At 57.3% G+C, this 17,020-nt stretch carries 16 protein-coding genes and 2 tRNA genes; 11 read left to right on the plus strand and 7 right to left on the minus strand.

Features of this window, described 5'->3' with window-relative positions; translation table 11 throughout:
• Positions 1-47: 47 nt before the first annotated feature.
• Positions 48-124, plus strand: a tRNA-Ile gene (locus AAIL67_RS04825).
• A 49-nt stretch (positions 125-173) separates the two neighbouring features.
• On the opposite strand, the gene AAIL67_RS04830 is transcribed toward AAIL67_RS04825, so the two are convergent.
• Both AAIL67_RS04830 and AAIL67_RS04835 read right to left on the minus strand, forming a co-directional pair.
• Positions 174-1,181 carry a tyrosine-type recombinase/integrase gene (locus AAIL67_RS04830; RefSeq protein WP_343483480.1) on the minus strand — a complete coding sequence of 336 codons (1,008 nt, stop codon included), beginning with the start codon at positions 1,179-1,181 and terminating at the stop codon, positions 174-176.
• Complete coding sequence (locus tag AAIL67_RS04835) at positions 1,162-1,545, minus strand: hypothetical protein (RefSeq protein WP_343483481.1); 384 nt, start codon at positions 1,543-1,545, stop codon at positions 1,162-1,164. Before AAIL67_RS04835 ends, AAIL67_RS04830 begins: the two co-directional genes overlap by 20 nt.
• 745 nt (positions 1,546-2,290) lie before the next feature.
• On the opposite strand from AAIL67_RS04835, the gene AAIL67_RS04840 reads away from it, so the two are divergent.
• The 8 genes from AAIL67_RS04840 to AAIL67_RS04875 all read left to right on the plus strand — a co-directional run bounded on the left by AAIL67_RS04840 (position 2,291) and on the right by AAIL67_RS04875 (position 8,526).
• Complete coding sequence (locus AAIL67_RS04840) at positions 2,291-3,436, plus strand: phage/plasmid replication protein, II/X family (protein WP_343483482.1); 1,146 nt, start codon at positions 2,291-2,293, stop codon at positions 3,434-3,436.
• A complete protein-coding gene (locus tag AAIL67_RS04845) occupies positions 3,420-3,758 on the plus strand; it encodes a hypothetical protein (RefSeq protein WP_343483483.1) in 339 nt (112 codons plus the stop codon). Before AAIL67_RS04840 ends, AAIL67_RS04845 begins: the two co-directional genes overlap by 17 nt.
• 189 nt (positions 3,759-3,947) lie before the next feature.
• Complete coding sequence (locus AAIL67_RS04850) at positions 3,948-4,079, plus strand: hypothetical protein (RefSeq protein WP_343483484.1); 132 nt, start codon at positions 3,948-3,950, stop codon at positions 4,077-4,079.
• Between the two features lie 8 nt (positions 4,080-4,087).
• Positions 4,088-4,342 carry a hypothetical protein gene (locus tag AAIL67_RS04855; protein ID WP_343483485.1) on the plus strand — a complete coding sequence of 85 codons (255 nt, stop codon included), beginning with the start codon at positions 4,088-4,090 and terminating at the stop codon, positions 4,340-4,342.
• A 6-nt stretch (positions 4,343-4,348) separates the two neighbouring features.
• Positions 4,349-5,971: a hypothetical protein gene (locus tag AAIL67_RS04860; protein WP_343483486.1), complete on the plus strand. Its 1,623-nt coding sequence runs from the start codon at positions 4,349-4,351 to the stop codon at positions 5,969-5,971.
• Position 5,972: 1 nt separating this feature from the next.
• On the plus strand, positions 5,973-6,308 hold the full coding sequence (locus AAIL67_RS04865; RefSeq protein ID WP_053283707.1) for a DUF5455 family protein: 336 nt from the start codon (positions 5,973-5,975) through the stop codon (positions 6,306-6,308).
• Positions 6,308-7,282, plus strand: a complete 975-nt coding sequence (locus AAIL67_RS04870; RefSeq protein WP_343483487.1) for a zonular occludens toxin domain-containing protein — start codon at positions 6,308-6,310, stop codon at positions 7,280-7,282. The genes AAIL67_RS04865 and AAIL67_RS04870 overlap by 1 nt, the downstream gene beginning before the upstream one ends.
• The gene (locus AAIL67_RS04875) at positions 7,279-8,526 is read left to right on the plus strand and encodes a hypothetical protein (RefSeq protein WP_343483488.1); all 1,248 of its coding nucleotides are present in this window, start codon (positions 7,279-7,281) and stop codon (positions 8,524-8,526) included. Before AAIL67_RS04870 ends, AAIL67_RS04875 begins: the two co-directional genes overlap by 4 nt.
• A gap of 117 nt (positions 8,527-8,643) precedes the next feature.
• Here the strand turns inward: AAIL67_RS04875 and AAIL67_RS04880 are convergent, their stop codons facing one another.
• Positions 8,644-8,826 (minus strand): type II toxin-antitoxin system PrlF family antitoxin, encoded by a 183-nt coding sequence (locus AAIL67_RS04880; protein WP_343483489.1) that lies wholly within the window; start codon positions 8,824-8,826, stop codon positions 8,644-8,646.
• A 668-nt stretch (positions 8,827-9,494) separates the two neighbouring features.
• Here AAIL67_RS04880 and AAIL67_RS04885 point away from each other — a divergent pair.
• Both AAIL67_RS04885 and AAIL67_RS04890 read left to right on the plus strand, forming a co-directional pair.
• Positions 9,495-10,274 carry a DUF3800 domain-containing protein gene (locus tag AAIL67_RS04885; protein ID WP_343483490.1) on the plus strand — a complete coding sequence of 260 codons (780 nt, stop codon included), beginning with the start codon at positions 9,495-9,497 and terminating at the stop codon, positions 10,272-10,274.
• A 282-nt stretch (positions 10,275-10,556) separates the two neighbouring features.
• Positions 10,557-10,633: transfer RNA gene (locus tag AAIL67_RS04890), tRNA-Arg, on the plus strand.
• Positions 10,634-10,686: 53 nt separating this feature from the next.
• On the opposite strand, the gene AAIL67_RS04895 is transcribed toward AAIL67_RS04890, so the two are convergent.
• From AAIL67_RS04895 to AAIL67_RS04910, 4 genes are all read right to left on the minus strand, one after another.
• Positions 10,687-13,032: a CHASE2 domain-containing protein gene (locus tag AAIL67_RS04895; RefSeq protein ID WP_063661753.1), complete on the minus strand. Its 2,346-nt coding sequence runs from the start codon at positions 13,030-13,032 to the stop codon at positions 10,687-10,689.
• A gap of 116 nt (positions 13,033-13,148) precedes the next feature.
• Positions 13,149-14,855: a FecR domain-containing protein gene (locus AAIL67_RS04900; RefSeq protein ID WP_063661751.1), complete on the minus strand. Its 1,707-nt coding sequence runs from the start codon at positions 14,853-14,855 to the stop codon at positions 13,149-13,151.
• 72 nt (positions 14,856-14,927) lie between these two features.
• The gene (locus AAIL67_RS04905; RefSeq protein ID WP_034357649.1) at positions 14,928-15,638 is read right to left on the minus strand and encodes a response regulator transcription factor; all 711 of its coding nucleotides are present in this window, start codon (positions 15,636-15,638) and stop codon (positions 14,928-14,930) included.
• A gap of 79 nt (positions 15,639-15,717) precedes the next feature.
• Positions 15,718-17,019: a tryptophan--tRNA ligase gene (locus tag AAIL67_RS04910; RefSeq protein WP_034357651.1), complete on the minus strand. Its 1,302-nt coding sequence runs from the start codon at positions 17,017-17,019 to the stop codon at positions 15,718-15,720.
• Position 17,020 lies beyond the last annotated feature (1 nt).

The raw sequence follows: 17,020 nt of genomic DNA on the forward strand, positions 1-17,020 counted from the left end.
ACAATGGCGAAGTTTTTCTGGTGGCAGCCACGGCTGTTGTCAGTGTTGGGGCGTTAGCTCAGTTGGTTAGAGCAGAGGACTCATAATCCTTTGGTCGTCGGTTCAAGTCCGCCACGCCCTACCAATAATTCAACGGGTTACGAGAAATCGTAGCCCGTTTTTCGTTGGGGCTGTCAACCAAGTGTCAACGTAGACAAAGGGTTGAGCTTCACGACTTCTAGCAAATGGTCGGGCGCTAAATGGGCATAGCGCATGGTCATCGTGAGGTTGGCGTGCCCCAGGCTGCGTTGCAAAACCAGAATATTTCCGCCATTCATCATGAAGTGCGACGCAAAGGTATGGCGCAAGACATGAGTAAGCTGACCTTCTTGCAGTCGAATATTGGCCCGCTCGACGCCCTCTCTGAAGGCGGAGTAGCAGGGCGCAAACAATCTGTGCCCTGTCTCTTTAGGGTCGTAGTGTGCTTTGAGTTCGTCTGAAAGCTCCGGTGAAATTGGCAAAGCCCGCACTTTTCCGGACTTGGTGCCCGCAAATTGAAGTTGCCCATTTCTGAGATGCTGGATTTCAAGGCTTTCAGCTTCACCCCAGCGTGCGCCAGTGGACAGGCAAATTTTTGCGACCAGAGCGGCATGCCTGTTTCGGCCTTCAACAAGCGCGGGGATCAAGGCCTGAATTTGCTCGTTCGTGAGAAACGATAGTTCGCGCTCTTCGATCTTGAACTGGCGCAGCTCACCTAAAGGATTGTCCTTTTTCCAGTGACCCAGACGACGTAATTCATTGAAGACCGAGCGCAGGTAGGCGTGCTCTCGATTCACGCTGTTGGGCGCAATACCGGCCTCCAGGCGCTGCGTGCGATACGTCGCGAAGGTGTTCACGGTGAAGCGGTCTGCAATAGGGTTGCCCATCGCTTCGCAGGCACGCTTAAGTCGCCCATAGGTGTTGGCTGCTGCTTTCAGCCCAGAGCCATGGTGTGTGTACCAGAGGTCGATAAGCTCGCTCAGGCGTCTGAGATCTTTCTTTTCAGGTTGCCATTCCGCATCTTGGAGAACTTGTGTTTTAAGCCACGCTTCCCACGCGAGTGCTTCTGCTTTTGTAGTGAATGTCTTCCGGAAACGCTTTGCGCCTCGTCCCCCAGGTTGAAGGTCGACAAGCCATCCGGATTCACTTTTCTTTAGCGCCACGCTTCCTCCTTTCCCACTCTCTGTCCGTCTCAAATTTTTCCCACATTTCAGAGGACGGGGCTCGCCCTATGTCGATGCCTCCTGTATCTCCTGTCATCAGCCAATGAGCGTATGGAGACCGGTAATGGCAGATCGCTAGCAGCATTTCGTTAGTCGGCATTTGCCTGCTCAGGAATACGTTTTTCCACTTTGTTGCAGCGATGGCGGTTCTGGATTCAAGGTACTCATACCTTGCTCTAGATGGGGCCAGATCTGCTGCAAGGTAGACCAATCGGTCTCTCAGCTCTTCGGCCCTTTTCGACCAAGTCTGGGCGTAGCCATCAAGCACATCTGGGGAAGCCTCTTCGACGTCGCGTGTAGACATGTTGACTCCTTTTGGAATGGTGTTTAATATGCATGAAAAGTGCATAAAATGCACGTTTCGAGCTAATGCATATGAGTCTACATCTACCTACTGATGCTGGGTTGACCTCAGTTCCATTGATGACCCGTGAGTCGTTTGCGAAAGCGATTGGTCTTCCTTTAGGCGTCTTGACGGCGCAAGCAGAGAGGGGCTACTGGCCCCAGATCACAGTCGGGCGACGTGTCTTTATCAACGTTGAAGCTGTCCGGCTCAAAGCGGCTGAGCGAGCTCTGGAGTTCAAGCTGTGAAGACGACAAGCTTCATGGGTGAGGTACACCAAACATGATTGGTCATCCATACACCCACGCAGAGCACGCTCGCAGGTGTCACGATGCCGCACAGCTCGGTCATACGTTACACGCCCAGCATGTTCAGGTTATGCGACGGGGCGTGTTGTATTGTGCGCAGATCTGTTATGCCTGGACCACGCCGGGTGGTGAAGAGTTTTGGACCGTGCATGCAGTGCACCCGGAAAGTGGCCGCTTTACGGTTCCATATCGTCAGGTTCGTCTGTGCGGCGAGGAAGGTTCCTGCGTGTGCGTTGGAGCTCTCGACGGGGCTTGTGCGCCGCAAGCGAAGCGCGACGCGCAAGCCCCGTCAGGGGCCAGGAGAGATTGACGTGCCTGTAACACGTCAATCTAGTCTCACCGGTGAGACTTTTACTAGTTCTGGCGCGGCCTCTTCGGCGTCGGAATTGAGCAATGTCGTGGACATTTCCACGCGTGCCGAGTGGCGAACATACCAACCCACTCAGGTGCAGATGGTCGGCTTTACTGACTGGCTGTCCATCTATCAGCGGCACTACCGCAACGACCTGCCTAAAGTCTCTGATGGCGCGGTCATGCGTATCGACAAGCATGGCGAGGTCGAAACCGTCACGCTTAAGAAGGCACGCATCGAAGGCAGTCACGAATCAGCGGTGTTCATTCGCTGCGATGGCGAGACCGTTTGGTTTGAGGGCAACGTCTCCAAGTGGGGGCGACCTGACAACCTTTTCGGCTACACCTTCCTGCAATGCCTGGAGATCATCAACGGCCTGCTGCAACGCCATGACCTTCCCCCGTTTACGGAGGGTGATAAGTACTGGACGTGCTTCAAGGCTGAGCCTCGCAGTGTCTGGACGGGTGCGGTGGTCACACGCATTGACATGACTTGCAACTTTGCCACCGGCAGCAAAGAAGACGCCTATGCCTACATGCGCTACCTGCAGAGCCAGCAGGCCAGCCGGATGAAGACCGGTACCTATGGCGATGGCGAGACCGTGGACTTCGGTCGTGGTTCGCGTTCGCACTACCTCAAGGCCTACCTCAAAGGCCCTGAGCTGCGCCGTCACGCGGGCAAGGTGCCCGATGCAGAGGGCATCGAGCAAGGGGCCGTCAAGGACTACGAAAAGGGCATTACGAACCCCTATGTCCACACCCTGGCGAACTGGTGTGATGCCGTGGGCCTTGTGCGTGTGGAACTGACTTTCAAGGCGACCAAGCTGCACAACATGGGTTGCCACTACCTGGGAGGCTTCGACATGAAGCAATTGGAGCACGAATTTGAGCGGCTCTCCGAAGTGTTCACCCGTGGAAGTGCCGAAGCAGATGACTTTTCTCTGTTGCCCAAGGCTGTGTTGTCCACCTATCGCATGTGGCAGGCCGGAGACGATCTGACCACCAAGCTGAGCCGCGCCACCTTCTACCGTCACCGCCGTGAGCTCCTCGCCATGGGCTGTGACATCGCTATCAAAAGCAACGTCGTGCAACTCAAAACCAGGACGCGGGTAATCAAGCTCGGCCCAGTGTCCATGCCCGACTGGTACGAGCTGCCACCCATCGAAAGGAGCCGCAATGGCACTCATTATTAAGGTCGTTGGCATGAAGGCCTTCAAAGGCTTCGTCAACAAGGAAGGCATCAACAGCGGAGCGCTGTTTGCCGAGGTCAAGATGGACGATCGCCACAACAAGCAGGGCGAAAACTTTAAGGCCGGCATCGCCATGGAGGAATGGAAGATGCCCGATGCGGATGCAGTGTTCCGCATGCAGCACATTCCAGTGCCCTTCATGTGTGAGCTGGAAATCGAGCGCGTCAGCAATGGCCGCGAATCGAAGGAGGTTGTGATCAGTGCACGTCCTATCGAACATGCCCAGACCAAGCCTGCTGCCTCGCCTGCCGCGAAGGCTGCTTAACGGAACCAATCGTTGACAACTGCTGCACTGCGAAGAGTTTAGGCATGAACCCTGATCAGATTGAGCAAATCCTCAAATTCATCGAGGCCGTGACCCCGTGGCTGAAGCAGATCCATGCATCACTACTGAGCTTCGCTGGCGTCAGCTGCTTCGCCCTTGGTTTCCGAGCAGGCTCAGGAGTCGGGGGCCATGAGCTTTGATCTAACCACACTGAAAAAGATTACAGGAGCCCTTTTTATCGCCTGGGCTCTTGGTTTCTCAGCCGGGTTCGCCTGGACTTGGCTGCGCAAATTGTTAGGCGATTTAACTGATCCCGAATAGGAAATCACATGAAAGAAAAACTGCAAACCCTGCGTGCCATCGCTGCTCGAAACCACCAGCGCATCACAGTGGCTGTCATGTTGGCTGCAGCTGGCCCGGCTATGGCCCAGAGCGAATCCACGTTGGACACCGTCCTCGACACCTTCATCAGCGCAATCATTAGCGGTATCGGCACAACCTTCGCGAAGATCGGCCCGCTGTTGGCTTTGGTCTTTGGCGTGGCCTTTGCTTGGCGCTGGGTACGTAAGGGTGCTTCGGCCTGATAGGGCGTGACTGAGCTGCTAGGTCCGGAACTGGCAGCTCACTCTATTTTTCGCACGCGAAAGTTACCCGACATCTTTGCCATGAGGCGTTCCCATCACACCATTGTTCGTAAAGGCCTGTTGTGCTTGCTCGCCATGAACATCGCGCTTGCCCCGATGTTGGTGACGGCCAATCCATTGCTATTCGGGGGACTGTCCGTCCTCTTCAGAACAGCGGCCCCTGTCACATCAACTGTCTCCAGATTTGTCGTCCAGCGTTTTGGCGAAAGTGCGCTGTATCGTATCGGTGCTGCAGAGGTGCATGCTTGGTTGGGCGCTGGCCTGCTTGGTGTCTACTTCACGAATCCTGAAGACCCTGCTCCAGCCGATGCACCGGCCGACATCGCATTGGTGGATGGCCCAATGATTTGGCTCGATTCAGCCGACAGCAGCGTATTCAAGAATCCAGATACCAGAAAGTATGACGACGCGGTAGCTAGTGGCGATAAGCAGCCTCAACCCAAGGCCAGTTATGACCTCGCAGAATCGCTGCCATCTCTCCCAGGAAATGGCAGCATAGGAGACATTGTCAAAGCCCTCGGCGGGGCAGGATTTGGGCAATACAAGAGTTCCACAAAGAACCGGCAGCTTAATTTCTATGTCATCGATCTGGGCACCACAGGTACAACGGCAACGAACTGCGGCTCTAGCAACTTGGACTCCAAAAGACCGGAGGGCGTCACAACGGCAGCGTCTTGCGGGCAGTACAGCATCAATGGAACGCTTCGCTGGGTTGCCGTATGGCAGACCTTTGACGATTTTCCCTGTGACCCCGGATACAAAAAATTGGTGAATGGGCTTTGCGAGCGCGATTCCACACAACCCACAACCAAGCCCAACAACACGCCCTGTGAAGTGCTCTACACCTCTACGGGGTGGCAGAAGGATCCAAAAAACTCTAACTGCGGCCAAGTGGCCATTGAGGTTTCAGGCACCGGTCGTGGTGAGCTTTCGGTCGAGTCAAGCGAGGGCAACTACACCTTTCATGGTGACGGGAAGGCCCCCGAGAGCATCACCGTCAATAAATCCAACGGAGACAAGCAAACCATTGACCTCAACCCCAACGGCGCAGGACAAGGCAAACCTACGCTGGAAGGTGTAGAGACTGTTCCAGGTAGTTCAGGGGGAGACGGCTCCGATGGCTCTGAAAACCCTGGAGGGGATGGTGGCTCGGGTGGCACGGGAGGTGCGCCCTCAGGTGGCGGAAGCTGCGGTGCTTCAGGTCAAGTTGCATGCCGTATTGATGACGGTGGCTTTGCTGGCAAGTCAGTGGACTTCACGACCGCAAAAGAGGCACTTTCAGGAGGAGGGGACAAGCTTCGCAGGACCATTGATGAAGCTGCCAAGAACCCAGCTGAAGTGGCATGGAGCGCCATCTTTGGATCACTGCGTTTTGGCCTTCCCGCTGCAGCTTGCCGTAACCCTGATCTGAAGTTTTTTGAGAGCTTTGAACTGCAAATTGACGTCTGCGGCAACGAGTTCATTCAGATGATCCGCACGCTTGAAGAGTGGGGCCTTTACTGCTGGACGCTTTGGTACATCTGGCGTCGCTTCTTATCTTCTGAGCAGGTCGCTCCGGTAGGGGACTGATATGACAAATCTCTTTGGATTTCTGAACTCCTTCTTTGTTGGCGTGGTGGGGCTTCTGACTGCTTGGCTGGGCAGGAAAGCAGCTGTAACTACAGCGTTAATCGCCATCTATTCGGCAGTGGTCATCGCACTGTGGGCTGGCATCAAGCTGCTCGTTGGCACTCTGGTGTATTCGTTGCCATCTGGAGGTCTCTTTGAATGGCTATACATCGGGATCAATCTCGCGCTGCCAAGCAACTTTGAAGTCTGTGTGGCAGCAATGCTCTCAGCTGATGTGGCGGTCTATCTCTATCGCTGGCAGCTTGAGCATGTCATTGCACCCGCTGCGGAGGCCTGATGCCCGTCTACAACGTCACAGGCAAGCTAGGCGGCGGTAAGACGCTTTGGGCAGTAAAAAAAGCATTCGATGCATTGCGTGCAGGCCGCATCGTTGCCAGCAATGTGGATCTTTTTGTGGATGCTGTTTTGCCTCCATGGTTTGATGAAGCCAGATGTCGGGCATACCGGATTCCAGACCTGCCAACGCGCGCAGACCTTGATGCTTTGGGGGTGGGTAATCCTACTTCTGATGAGACCAAGAACGGCTTGCTCATCCTGGATGAATGCGGTGCGATCCTCAACGCCAGAAACTACCGCGACGCCGATCGCAAGGACGTGATCGACTGGTTCCTGCATGCTCGCAAACTGGGCTGGGACATCATGTTTATCAGCCAGTCGCACGCAATGCTTGACAAGCAAATAAGGGATGGTTTGGTCGAATACCTGGTCGTGTGCCGCCGCTTTGACCGCTTCAATGTGCCAGGCCTAGCGTGGCTCGGAATCAAGCTCAAGCTGCCAAAGATCCACTTTGCGTTGGTTAGGTACGGCTCTCAGCCAAGAGCCATGTTGGCTGATCGGGACTTCTTTCGAGGCTCGGATTTCTACAAAGCGTACTCGACGCGCCAGCTCGTACTTGGCGAAGGCCAAGGACTCTATTGTTTGCTTTCACCTTGGCACCTAAAAGGACGCCACATGACCAAAATTCAACTGGCAAAAATCGCTGCTCGCGGAGCTTGGCTTGCCGGCCTTGCGCTAGGCGTCATCGGCACCTCAATCTATTTTCATTTCGAGGACAAGCCCATAGTGGCCAGCGCGCCAGCTGTGCAGGCATTACCTGTTGCTCTTGGCGTAATCCGCCGAAGCGATGCCTTGCTTGTGGTGCTCCCGGATGGCCGCCGTGAAATCGCGCATTCCTGGAAGACAACCCAGGAGGGAACGGTGGCCCGAGTGCCATCTGGTGAGGTGTCTATTCCACGAGGAGCAATGCAGTGAAAGTGTGGCAATTCATCGGTGTTGCACTGGTCTCTATCGCTTCCAGCCTGACCGTGCAAGCTACAGAGCCTGCGGCAGCGCGGCCAGTCAGCCTAGCCTTGGATAAGACGCCTTTGGTTAGTGTCATTGCCGTTGTCTACGGCGAGATCCTCAAAGAGCCTTACATGCTGGACGAAAGCATCAAGCAGGTCGCTGTGTCGATCCATTACAAGGATGCGATGCCGGAGACGTTTAGGTCAGTGCTTGATGCCTATTTAAGTTCCAAGGGGATCGAGCGCGTCCAGCAGGCAGGCGTCAATATGTTCATGCCAAAGGGCAGCGCACAGCCAGGGCTATCTTCCTTGCTGCCCGAAGAGTTGAAGTCGAGCAAAGACATAGCCGATGTGGTTCAGGCCAGCATGGATGCCAAGGGTGTATCTGAGCATGCTTATTACCTCCGTCCTGTGTATCGACCTGCGGCAGAGATCCACAAGGTATTGACACCGCTGTTGGGCCGCAGTGGCTCTGTCGTTGCAGCCGGTGATGATGGCCTGCTGCTCATGGGGGAACCCAATCGGCTGGCCCTGGCCAGAAGCCTCATTGATCAGTTTGATCGCCCCTTGGCTGAGGTAGTTGTGAAGGCCACTGTTGTGGAGTACAGCAGCAGCGATGATGATGGGGCTGGGTTTTTTGGCGCGCTCCGTTTGCTTGGTGACAGGCTCACAGTGAGCATTGGCGAGCGCACGAACACCATGCAGCCCTTAGCCAACATCAAGACAGGAACGCTAGAGGCGGTGCTTTCTATCGTTAGCCAGGACAGCCGCTTTTCAGTGCTGGACACTTCTAGCTTACGGATCGTTAGTGGCAAAAGTGGACGCCTTACGGTTGGGCAGGAAGTGCCTGTGCTGAGCCAGTTCACTACAGACCCAAAGGGCAATCCGGTTCAAGCGGTGCAATACCGTACATCGGGCCTGGTACTCGACGTTAAGCCCAATGTCCAGGGTGAGCGCATCGCTGCGGATGTCACCCAGACAGTTTCAAGCTTTGCTATCACCAAGACTTCCAACATCGATAGTCCCACGCTGCTCAAGCGCGAGTTCACCACATCACTAAGTGCTGATTGGGGCGAAATCGTGTTCTTGGGAGGCCTGGACGAGCGCAAGGACAGTGATGCGCGTTCTGGGATCTTTGGTGCTAGGTTGTCGCGATCCTCCGCACGCAGCGCAACAACGCTGTTTCTGATCCTGCAATTCCAAAAGGCGTGAGGTGGTAGGCGATCTGCAGCTAGAAGTGTGCCGATGAATTTTCGCGTGCGAAATTCTTGCGCACTTGCTGGCGAGTCCTTGCTAGGTGTCCGCCACTGCGGACATATCAAGGTCGGCTCACTCGTCAGTCGCTGGCAATGGCTTATCTATGTCAATTTCGACACCGTCAATTAGTGCCAGGCTGCGCAGTGCCATGCTGGGGGCGATGGGTTGAGCAGCTCCTGGATGTTGAGCGATGTCCTGAGCCAGGAGGTTCAAGAATTGATTGAGATATGGATCGAGCTGAGGTTCAGTTTTCATCTCAATGTTCCAAGCGATGTACTGATCTAAGTATTAGACCATCATGCTTAACTCTTGCGCTTTCGCTCGCAGCATGCCGCTCACCGCGGCGAAAGACGAAATGCCATGGGGAGCGATGCACAAAAGCCCCCGAAAGACGAAAGATTGGGTTTTAAGGTCACAGCACCTTATAAGTAGTGGGCTTTTTTAGGACTATTAGCTCTTGAGAGGGGCCTCACTTCGCCAAATTCGTCTTTCGGCGCACATCCATGATTTGAGAGACCTGAGCTTGGTGCATCTAGCCTGCCACGTTAATCGTTGAGGTTGTCTTTCGTTGAAGGAGTGTCAAGAGACCGTGGAATAAATGGAGGGGACCCGCATGCGGGGAGGAAACCGTTTATGCCGCGAAAGCTCTTGACGCTCCTGCAACGACTCACGCTACCGGCAACGCCGGGGGATGTAGGCCGAAGGCCGTTAAGCATCTCCCGGGGCTGCCTCCACGGCGAGTGGAAGGCTGGGCAAACCTTTCTGCTGGAGCACTTGACAAGAAAAGTGACCTAAGATAACATTTGTTCCCTAGTCGGGAGTGCTGTCCTTGTTACGGTGCGTTGGACGATTGTTCCACCCGGCTTACCTTCTATTGACGGATCGCAATTGCGGTCCGTTTTTGTTTGTCCAAAAGGTCTCTTGTGTATCTTCTTTACCTTGATGAGTCTGGGCACTCGCATGACCCTAGCTCGAATTTCTTCGTGCTTGCTGGGTTTAGTGTCTTTGAGAGACAAACACACTGGCTAGAGTCAGCAATTGATCCAATTGCGACTCGGTTTAATGCGGAGAATCCGAGCGCTGTTGAATTTCATGGCGCGGTGATGCGTGCTGGGAAGGAAATGTGGCATGGCATTCCCCCCGCAGATCGAGTTCAAGCAGTGGTTGATATCTTGGCACTGCTTTCTAATCCTCAGTTAAAGGTCCGAGTTTTTGCTTCAGTAATTGAGAAATCATTGCTGCACCAAGACCAAATTCTGAGTAAGTCTTTTGAGAATGTGTCGTCTGAGTTTGATAAGTACTTGGCTTCCATGTATTTGAAAAAGAATCCTCAACGTGGGCTTGTCATCTTCGATAAGACCTCATATGAGGAAAAGCTTCAAACACTTTCACATTTTTTTAAACATCAAGGTCATACGAATGGAAAGTTGAGGAATTTCGCTGAAGTTCCGCTCTTTCTGGATTCAAAGGCATCACGTCTAATTCAGTTGGCCGATCTTGTTGCGTACTGGATTTTTCGTTACTTTCAGTCTGGCGATGACCGGGGCTTTAAGCTGATCCAGCCTTATTTCCACAGCTATGCAGGTACGCAGTGTGGGCTAATCAAGATGGTGTCAGCGGAGACTGAGCAGCGCTTGCAAAGCCTTCCTGAGAACGCCTACCCGTTCCCTTCTCCTACGCCTCTGAACCGAGCCCAACCTTGAAGCCAGTGTCAACGAGTAGTCAACCACATAGAGGGACGATGCTGGGTTATTGCGGAACTTAGAAGCTCTAAGCTGTTGAATTTGCAGACAAAGCTGACCTATTGCGGGATGTTGGTTGAGACTCATAATCCTTTGGTCGTCGGTTCAAGTCCGCCACGCCCTACCAAGCTGCATGAAAGCCTGCCGTCTTCATTGATGGCAGGCTTTTTCTTTGCATGAACGTGAAAAAGTTGTCGATTTGGTCCGAGAGCCGTTTTTGCACTGCTAGAATACAACCCTGTTGCGGCTGTAGCTCAGCTGGATAGAGTACTTGGCTACGAACCAAGGGGTCGTGGGTTCGATTCCTGCCAGCCGCACCACAAAACGTCAAGCCTCAGAACTGAAAAGTTCTGAGGCTTTTTCGTTTCTGGGCTCAGGCTTTGGGTATCAGCAAGGTGAAGCTGCTGCCTTGGCCCAGCTGGCTGCTTATCTGCAGGCTGCCGCCATGACGCTGTGCCACGGTGCGCGTGAAGGCCAGGCCCAGGCCCACGCCATCCATGCGCTGGTGTTGCTGCAGGCGCTCGAAGGGCTGGCTGAGTCTGGCCAGCGATGCCTCGTCCATGCCTGAGCCGTGATCGCGCACGGCGATGCCCCATTGGCTGTCTTGCTCGACAACGGCGACTTCCACTTGGGCACCGCCATCCCCAGTCTGTGGCTTGCCGTATTTGATGGCATTGCTCAACAGGTTGATGACGGCGCGGTGCAGCAGGCCGGGGTCGCCATGCACGCAGGCTTCGGCATCCGGCAGCTGGAATACCAGTTGCATGTTCTGCTGCTGGGCAAGGGTCCAGCAATCCGAGACGGCCTGATCCGCCAGCAGGCCCAGGTCCAGGACTTCGCTGCGGTATTGCTGCTGCTGGGCTCTGGCCAGATGCACAAAATCGTCTGCCAGCTGAAGAGACGACTGGGCATAGCCCTCAATGCGGTCAAACAGTGCATCTTGCGAATCGATGCGCTTGCCTGTGCGCTGCATCTCCAGCAAGGTGATGATGGAGCCTATCGGTGCACGGATATCGTGGGAGATGAACTGCATGGCCTGGTCGCGCTGGGCCTGTGCGCTGCGCAGGTCGCTGATATCGACCAGGGTGATGAGCCAGCCCGAGGTGGGCGGTGCCTCGAAGCTCTGGCTCAGCAGCATCAGATGGCGGCCCTGGGTGTCGCGCCCTTCGCTCTGGCGTGACAGAGTGGCTTGCTGCAATGCACTGTGCGTGAGCAGTGGCGTGCTGCTGGCAGCGCGGCCGCCGTCGCTGCTGGCGCTGTTCAGGCCGTGGAGCAGGGCGACCAGATCGTCACCTTGCTGGAGTTTGTGCTCCAGGCTTTCGATATAGCGGTGCGCGGCCGTGTTGGCAAGCAGCAGCAGCCCTTCGCGGTCGCAGACAAAAGTGGCCGAGGGCAGCTGGCGCAGGCTTTCGCTGACAAAGTGATGCAATGCGCGCAGCTGGCGCGAGGCTTGCTCCACAGCGTCGATCCGCTGATCGAGTGCGTCGCTCTTGAGCGAGGGGGCGGGCAGGCCCTGGCCTTGCAGATCGCGCAGCTCCAGCGCCAGAAAGCGTGTGGCGGCGCGCAGGCGCAGCCAGCTCCAGAGCGGGTAGGCAAGCGACAGGCCCAGCAGTGCCGCCGCGGGGGCTGTCTGTACATGACCCCAACGCGGCGCCAAACCGGCTATCGACAGACTGAGCAAGGCCAGCAGGATGCTTGAAATCAGCCCGCCAGAAGGGCCGAGCCAGGCCAGAGCCAGCAGGCCCAGCAGCACGGGCAGCACATTGAGGCTGCGGTTGAGCGTGGCAGTGGCTGGCTCCAGATGTGTGTCCTCAAGGATGCCGTTGAGCACATGGCCCAGCATCTCCACATTCGAGATCAGGCGCGCATCAAAGCCGATGGGGGCCGTGAATTTTTCGCCAAGACCAGCGGCAGTGGCTCCAATCAGCACGTATTTGCCGCGAAAAGCGACCGCTGGGATATTGCCGCGCAGGATGTCGATATAGGAGTAGGTGGTGAACGGCGAGCCCGGGCTGTTCTGGCGGTCCCGCGAGGCCCGGGCAAAAGCGATGAACTGGGGCTGCAGCTTTTGCCAGGAGTTGGCTGCAACCGAGTCTGCTGGAGGTGGGGCAGATGGTTGGCAGGGTCGGGTGGTCTGGCCCACGCAGTGCAGGCTCAGCGCCATATGCCACCAGAGCTGGCCGGCCTTGCCTTCCTGCGCATAAAAGCGTCGCACCACGCCGTCGGCATCCACAGGCATCTGGGTGTGCCCCAGAGCAGCAGCCTCGCTGGCAAGGCTCTGTAAAGGGGCGGTGGCGGCGCTTTGCGCGGCGCGCGTGACGGGCAGCACTACGTTGCCGCTTTTTTGCAGTGCTCGTTGCAGCAGCAGATCGTCGCCGGGGTAGTCCCAGTCTTCCTCGCTGAAGACCACATCCATGCCGATGGCGCGGGGCTGTCCTTGAGTGATGCGCTCCAGCACGGCGGCGTGCAGTGCACGCCGCCAGGGCCAGCGGCCTATGCTGTCGATGCTGTCATCGTCGATGGCCACGATGACAACATCGGGCGAGGCTGGACGCTGGTGAAGCCAGGCCGAGGTGTCCTGAATAATGCCGTTGAAACGTGCCAGCTGCCCCGGGCCGCTGAGCCACCAGGTCATGCCGAGCAGGAAAGCGCTGAGCAGCAGCCAGCTCAGGCGCAGGTCCTGCAAGCGGTTTTTACGCAGGTTGGGCGCTTCAACCATGTGGGTGACTCGGTGAGAAGCTCATAAAAAAATAGCTTCCAGCGCTTGTCATATAAGTGATCAAGATATGAATCCTATGAAGCTTCATGGAATTCAAGCGCTGGTAGCTATGGTTTTTACTGGCGCATCAGGCGTGAACCGTCGCCGGAAGTCAGCGCCTGCCCCTCGGACGAGGTCACCCAGTTGCCGGTCTGGAATTGGCGCGCGACAGAGAGATTGCTGCGCAGGCCGTTGGCATCCTCGACCTGCATCTGCAGATAGTAGGTGCCAGGGGGCAGATCCTGCGTGCTCCACTGAGGCTGGGTTATCCAGGTGTCGATCAGGGGCGCAGTGAAACCGGCGTCGCTGGCCACCACGATACGGTAGCGTTGACCCTCTTCACCTGCCCAGTGAATATGGCTGCTGCCTTCGCCGGGCGCGCCGCCGATCTCCAGCTCGGGCGATTTGGGTGCCAGGGCCAGTTTCATCTTTTGCGGGGCTGCGAAAGGACCCGCATCCGGCTGGCCGTTGCCGAGCTTACGGATGCTGCCTACGCGCCACATATATTCGCCGACAGGCAGCTTGGCCAGCGCACTGGCAGGCAGGGCGCAGTCCTTGAGGTCGTTGGCGTCGATCAGCGGCTGGGCAAAGCTGCCGTCGGCGGTGGCTACCTGGATGCGGTAGGCCGAGGCTTCCGCTACCTGGGTGCATTGCAGGCCGTGCTGGCCCTGTCCGATGGTGGCTTCAGGTGCTGGAGACTCATAGAGCGGCGGCACCGGATGAGCTTTGACGCGCAACACTTGCAGGCTGCGTTTGCCAGGAATGCCGTTGGCGTCAATGGCGCGAATGGCCGCAATGTAGCTGCCGTCTTCGACACCCGTCAGGCGTGCTGGTGACCTTGTGAACATGCCGCCGCGCACGATCTGGGTCAGCTCCTTGTCCTGAGCGAGCAGCACTTGGTAGCGCACGGCACCAGCCATGGCTGGCAGGGGCAGGCTGACCCAGTTGGCGTCTTCGACAAGAGCGGGCCAGGCCGAAATATCGGGAGCGCCCAGCATGGTTGTGGGCTTGCCGATCTGGCCGTTTGCGGAGACGGACAGACCTTGACCTGGCCTGAGCAAGGCTGAGGGCTGGCCCGTCTGCACGGCGACCGAGCCTTCGTCGACGGCAGCAGCCGTGCGGCCCTCGTCATCACTCATCACCAGAAACTGGGTGCCGCGCACGCTGGTCGAGGCCGCCGGGGTGCGCACCTCGAAGCGGCGCTCGCCATTGGCTTGCCTGGACACTTTTGCTTCAATTGCGCCCTCGCGCAGATCGATGATGGACTGCAGACTGCCGGCTCGGCCTTTGCGGCGCATCTGGCGCAGCTCGACATCGGATTCGGACTGCACGCGCACCAGTGAGCCATCTGCCAGGCGCACGGAGACAAAGGCGTTGGCCGGAACCTGGAGCGAATCGCCTTCCTGCAGCAGCTGGCCTTTTTGCACGGGCTGAGGCGGCGCGTTGACGGAGTCTGCGAGATGGCTCGCAGAGCGTGTGCTTTGCACATCGCCTTGCACAAACACCACCGAAGCCATCGCGGCGCGCAACAGACGCGTGGGAATTTCCAGCACCGAACCGGGGCGCAGGCGCAGGGGGTTTTCCACCTTGTTGTGACTTTGCAGCGCTGTCCAGCGCTTGTGGTCGCCCAGATAGCGTGCTGCCAGCATCTCCAGCGTATCTCCAGTCACCACGCGGTGGGCAATGACATCGTTGCCGCGGGGAGTGATCTGGGCATGGGCCAGACCTGTTGCCGTCATCCCTCCAAACGCCACCCACAACATGCCTGCACTAAGAATGGGCATCGGGGAGTGGACGGAAAAGAGGTTTTGACGTAAATCAGGCATTTTTAAAGCTAGGTTATGGGGCTGCCGAACTCAGGCAGCTGGGGCTGCGGGCTGCGCAGCTTCGGGGACATCCAGGCGGTAACCATAGCCATAAACGGCTGAAATGGCATAGGGCTGACCGGCGCGCAGGTTCAGCAGATTGCGCAGGCGCGAGACATGGGTGTCCAGCGAGCGCGACTGCACCTCGGCGTTGTGGCCCCAGACGACTTCGCGCAGATGATCGCGCGAGAGCAAACGGCCCTGGTTCTGGAACAGCGTCAGTGCCAGAGTGTATTCACGGTGCGTAACCTCCACGGGCTGGCCGTCCATCTCTATGCCATTGGTGGTGGTGAGAAAGCGGTAGGGGCCGAAGTCCAGCACGCTTTGTGCGGTCAGCGGATAGGCGCGGCGCAGCAGGGCGGAGATGCGAGCACGCAGCTCGCCCGCACGTATGGGCTTGATCATGAAGTCATCGGCGCCGCTGGCCAGGCCTTCGACAATGTCGGCCTCTTCGCTGCGGTGGGTCACGAAGATGACCGGCACTTCCTTGCTGATCTGCTCGCGCACCCAGCGCACGATATCCGGACCGCTGCTATCGGGCAGCTCCCAGTCAATCAGCAGCAAATCGAAGCTTTCGCGGCGCAGGGCTTGCTGCAGGGCGGCCCCCTTGAGGTAAGAGTGACAGCTATGTCCGGCTTCCGTCGCGACTTGTTGCAACAGTTCCAGTTGTAGCGGATCGTCATCCAGAGCAGCAATACGCATCGGTAGTTCCTTTAGTGCGAAGGATTACATCCACGCTGTCCTTTGAATTCGGAGGCAGCGTCCATCGGGCAGCGAGGAGCTATTGCTCGGCCGCCTCACGCAGTTGTTCCAGAGCCTGGATCACCAGGTCATCGCTGACACCATCCAGTGTCTGCAGGCACGGCTTGATGGCGGCCAGAGCCGTCGCGCCTTCGCGCTGCAACCGGGCGATGTTCTGCCCCGCTTCCTTGGGGGCGGTAAAGCCCAGGCTTTGCAGCAGCAGCTGACCGTCAGCGGCCACCAGCTTGAAGTAGAACTGGCCATCGGATTCGCGATACTGCTTGAACTGGGGCAGTGCAGTCTTGGCAGCCTTGGTCTTGGCCTTGCTGGCTTGCGCCAGGTTGCGGATGCCGACGGCGCCGCGCAGTTGCTGCAGCAAAGGAGTCGCCAGCTTGCGTGCCTTGATGGCACCCGCCTGAAGAATCTCTTCCAGCTCTGCCGGGTGGGCAATCAGGTATTCATAACGCTCGCGCATGGGGGCGATTTCACGGTCGATGCGCTCGAACAGGATCTGCTTGGCATCGCCCCAGGCAATGCCTTCGGCATATTGCTGGCGCAGGGCGGCACTTTCCTCTTCGCTGGCAAAGCCTTGATAGATCTGGAACAGGGCGGAGCCTTCGACTTCCTTGGCCTCGCCGGGGGCGCGCGAGTCGGTGGTGATGCTGTTGATGAGCTTCCTGAGTTGTTCACGTGGCGCAAACAGCGGAATCGTGTTGTTGTAGCTCTTGCTCATCTTGCGGCCGTCAAGGCCGGGCAGGGTGGCGACGGACTCCTCCACCACGGCCTCAGGCAGCGTGAAGTACTCGCCGCCGTAGATGTGGTTGAAGCTCGACGCCATGTCACGTGCCATCTCCAGGTGTTGCACCTGATCGCGGCCCACAGGAACCTTGTTGGCGTTGAAGATCAGAATGTCGGCACCCATGAGCACGGGGTACATGAAGAGACCGGCGGTCACGCCGTCGTCAGGTTCGCTGCCGGATGCATTGTTCTTGTCCACCGCCGCCTTGTAGGCGTGGGCGCGGTTGAGCAGGCCCTTGCCAGTCACGCAGGTCAGGAACCAGGTCAGCTCCGGAATCTCGGGGATGTCCGACTGGCGGTAGAAGGTCACATGCTCGGGGTCGAGACCAGCGGCCAGCCAACTGGCGGCGATTTCGATGGTCGAGCGCTGCACGCGCTCGGGGTCCTGGCACTTGATGAGCGCGTGGTAGTCGGCCAGAAAGTAGAAGTTCTCCACATTCTTGTCGCGACTGGCTTCGATGGCGGGGCGCATCATGCCTGCGTAGTTGCCCAGGTGTGGGGTTCCGCTGGGGGTGATGCCGGTCAGAAAACGAGTGGTGCTCATA

The organism is Comamonas sp. A7-5 (assembly GCF_039581385.1).
Classification (GTDB): Bacteria; Pseudomonadota; Gammaproteobacteria; order Burkholderiales; family Burkholderiaceae_C; genus Comamonas; species Comamonas thiooxydans.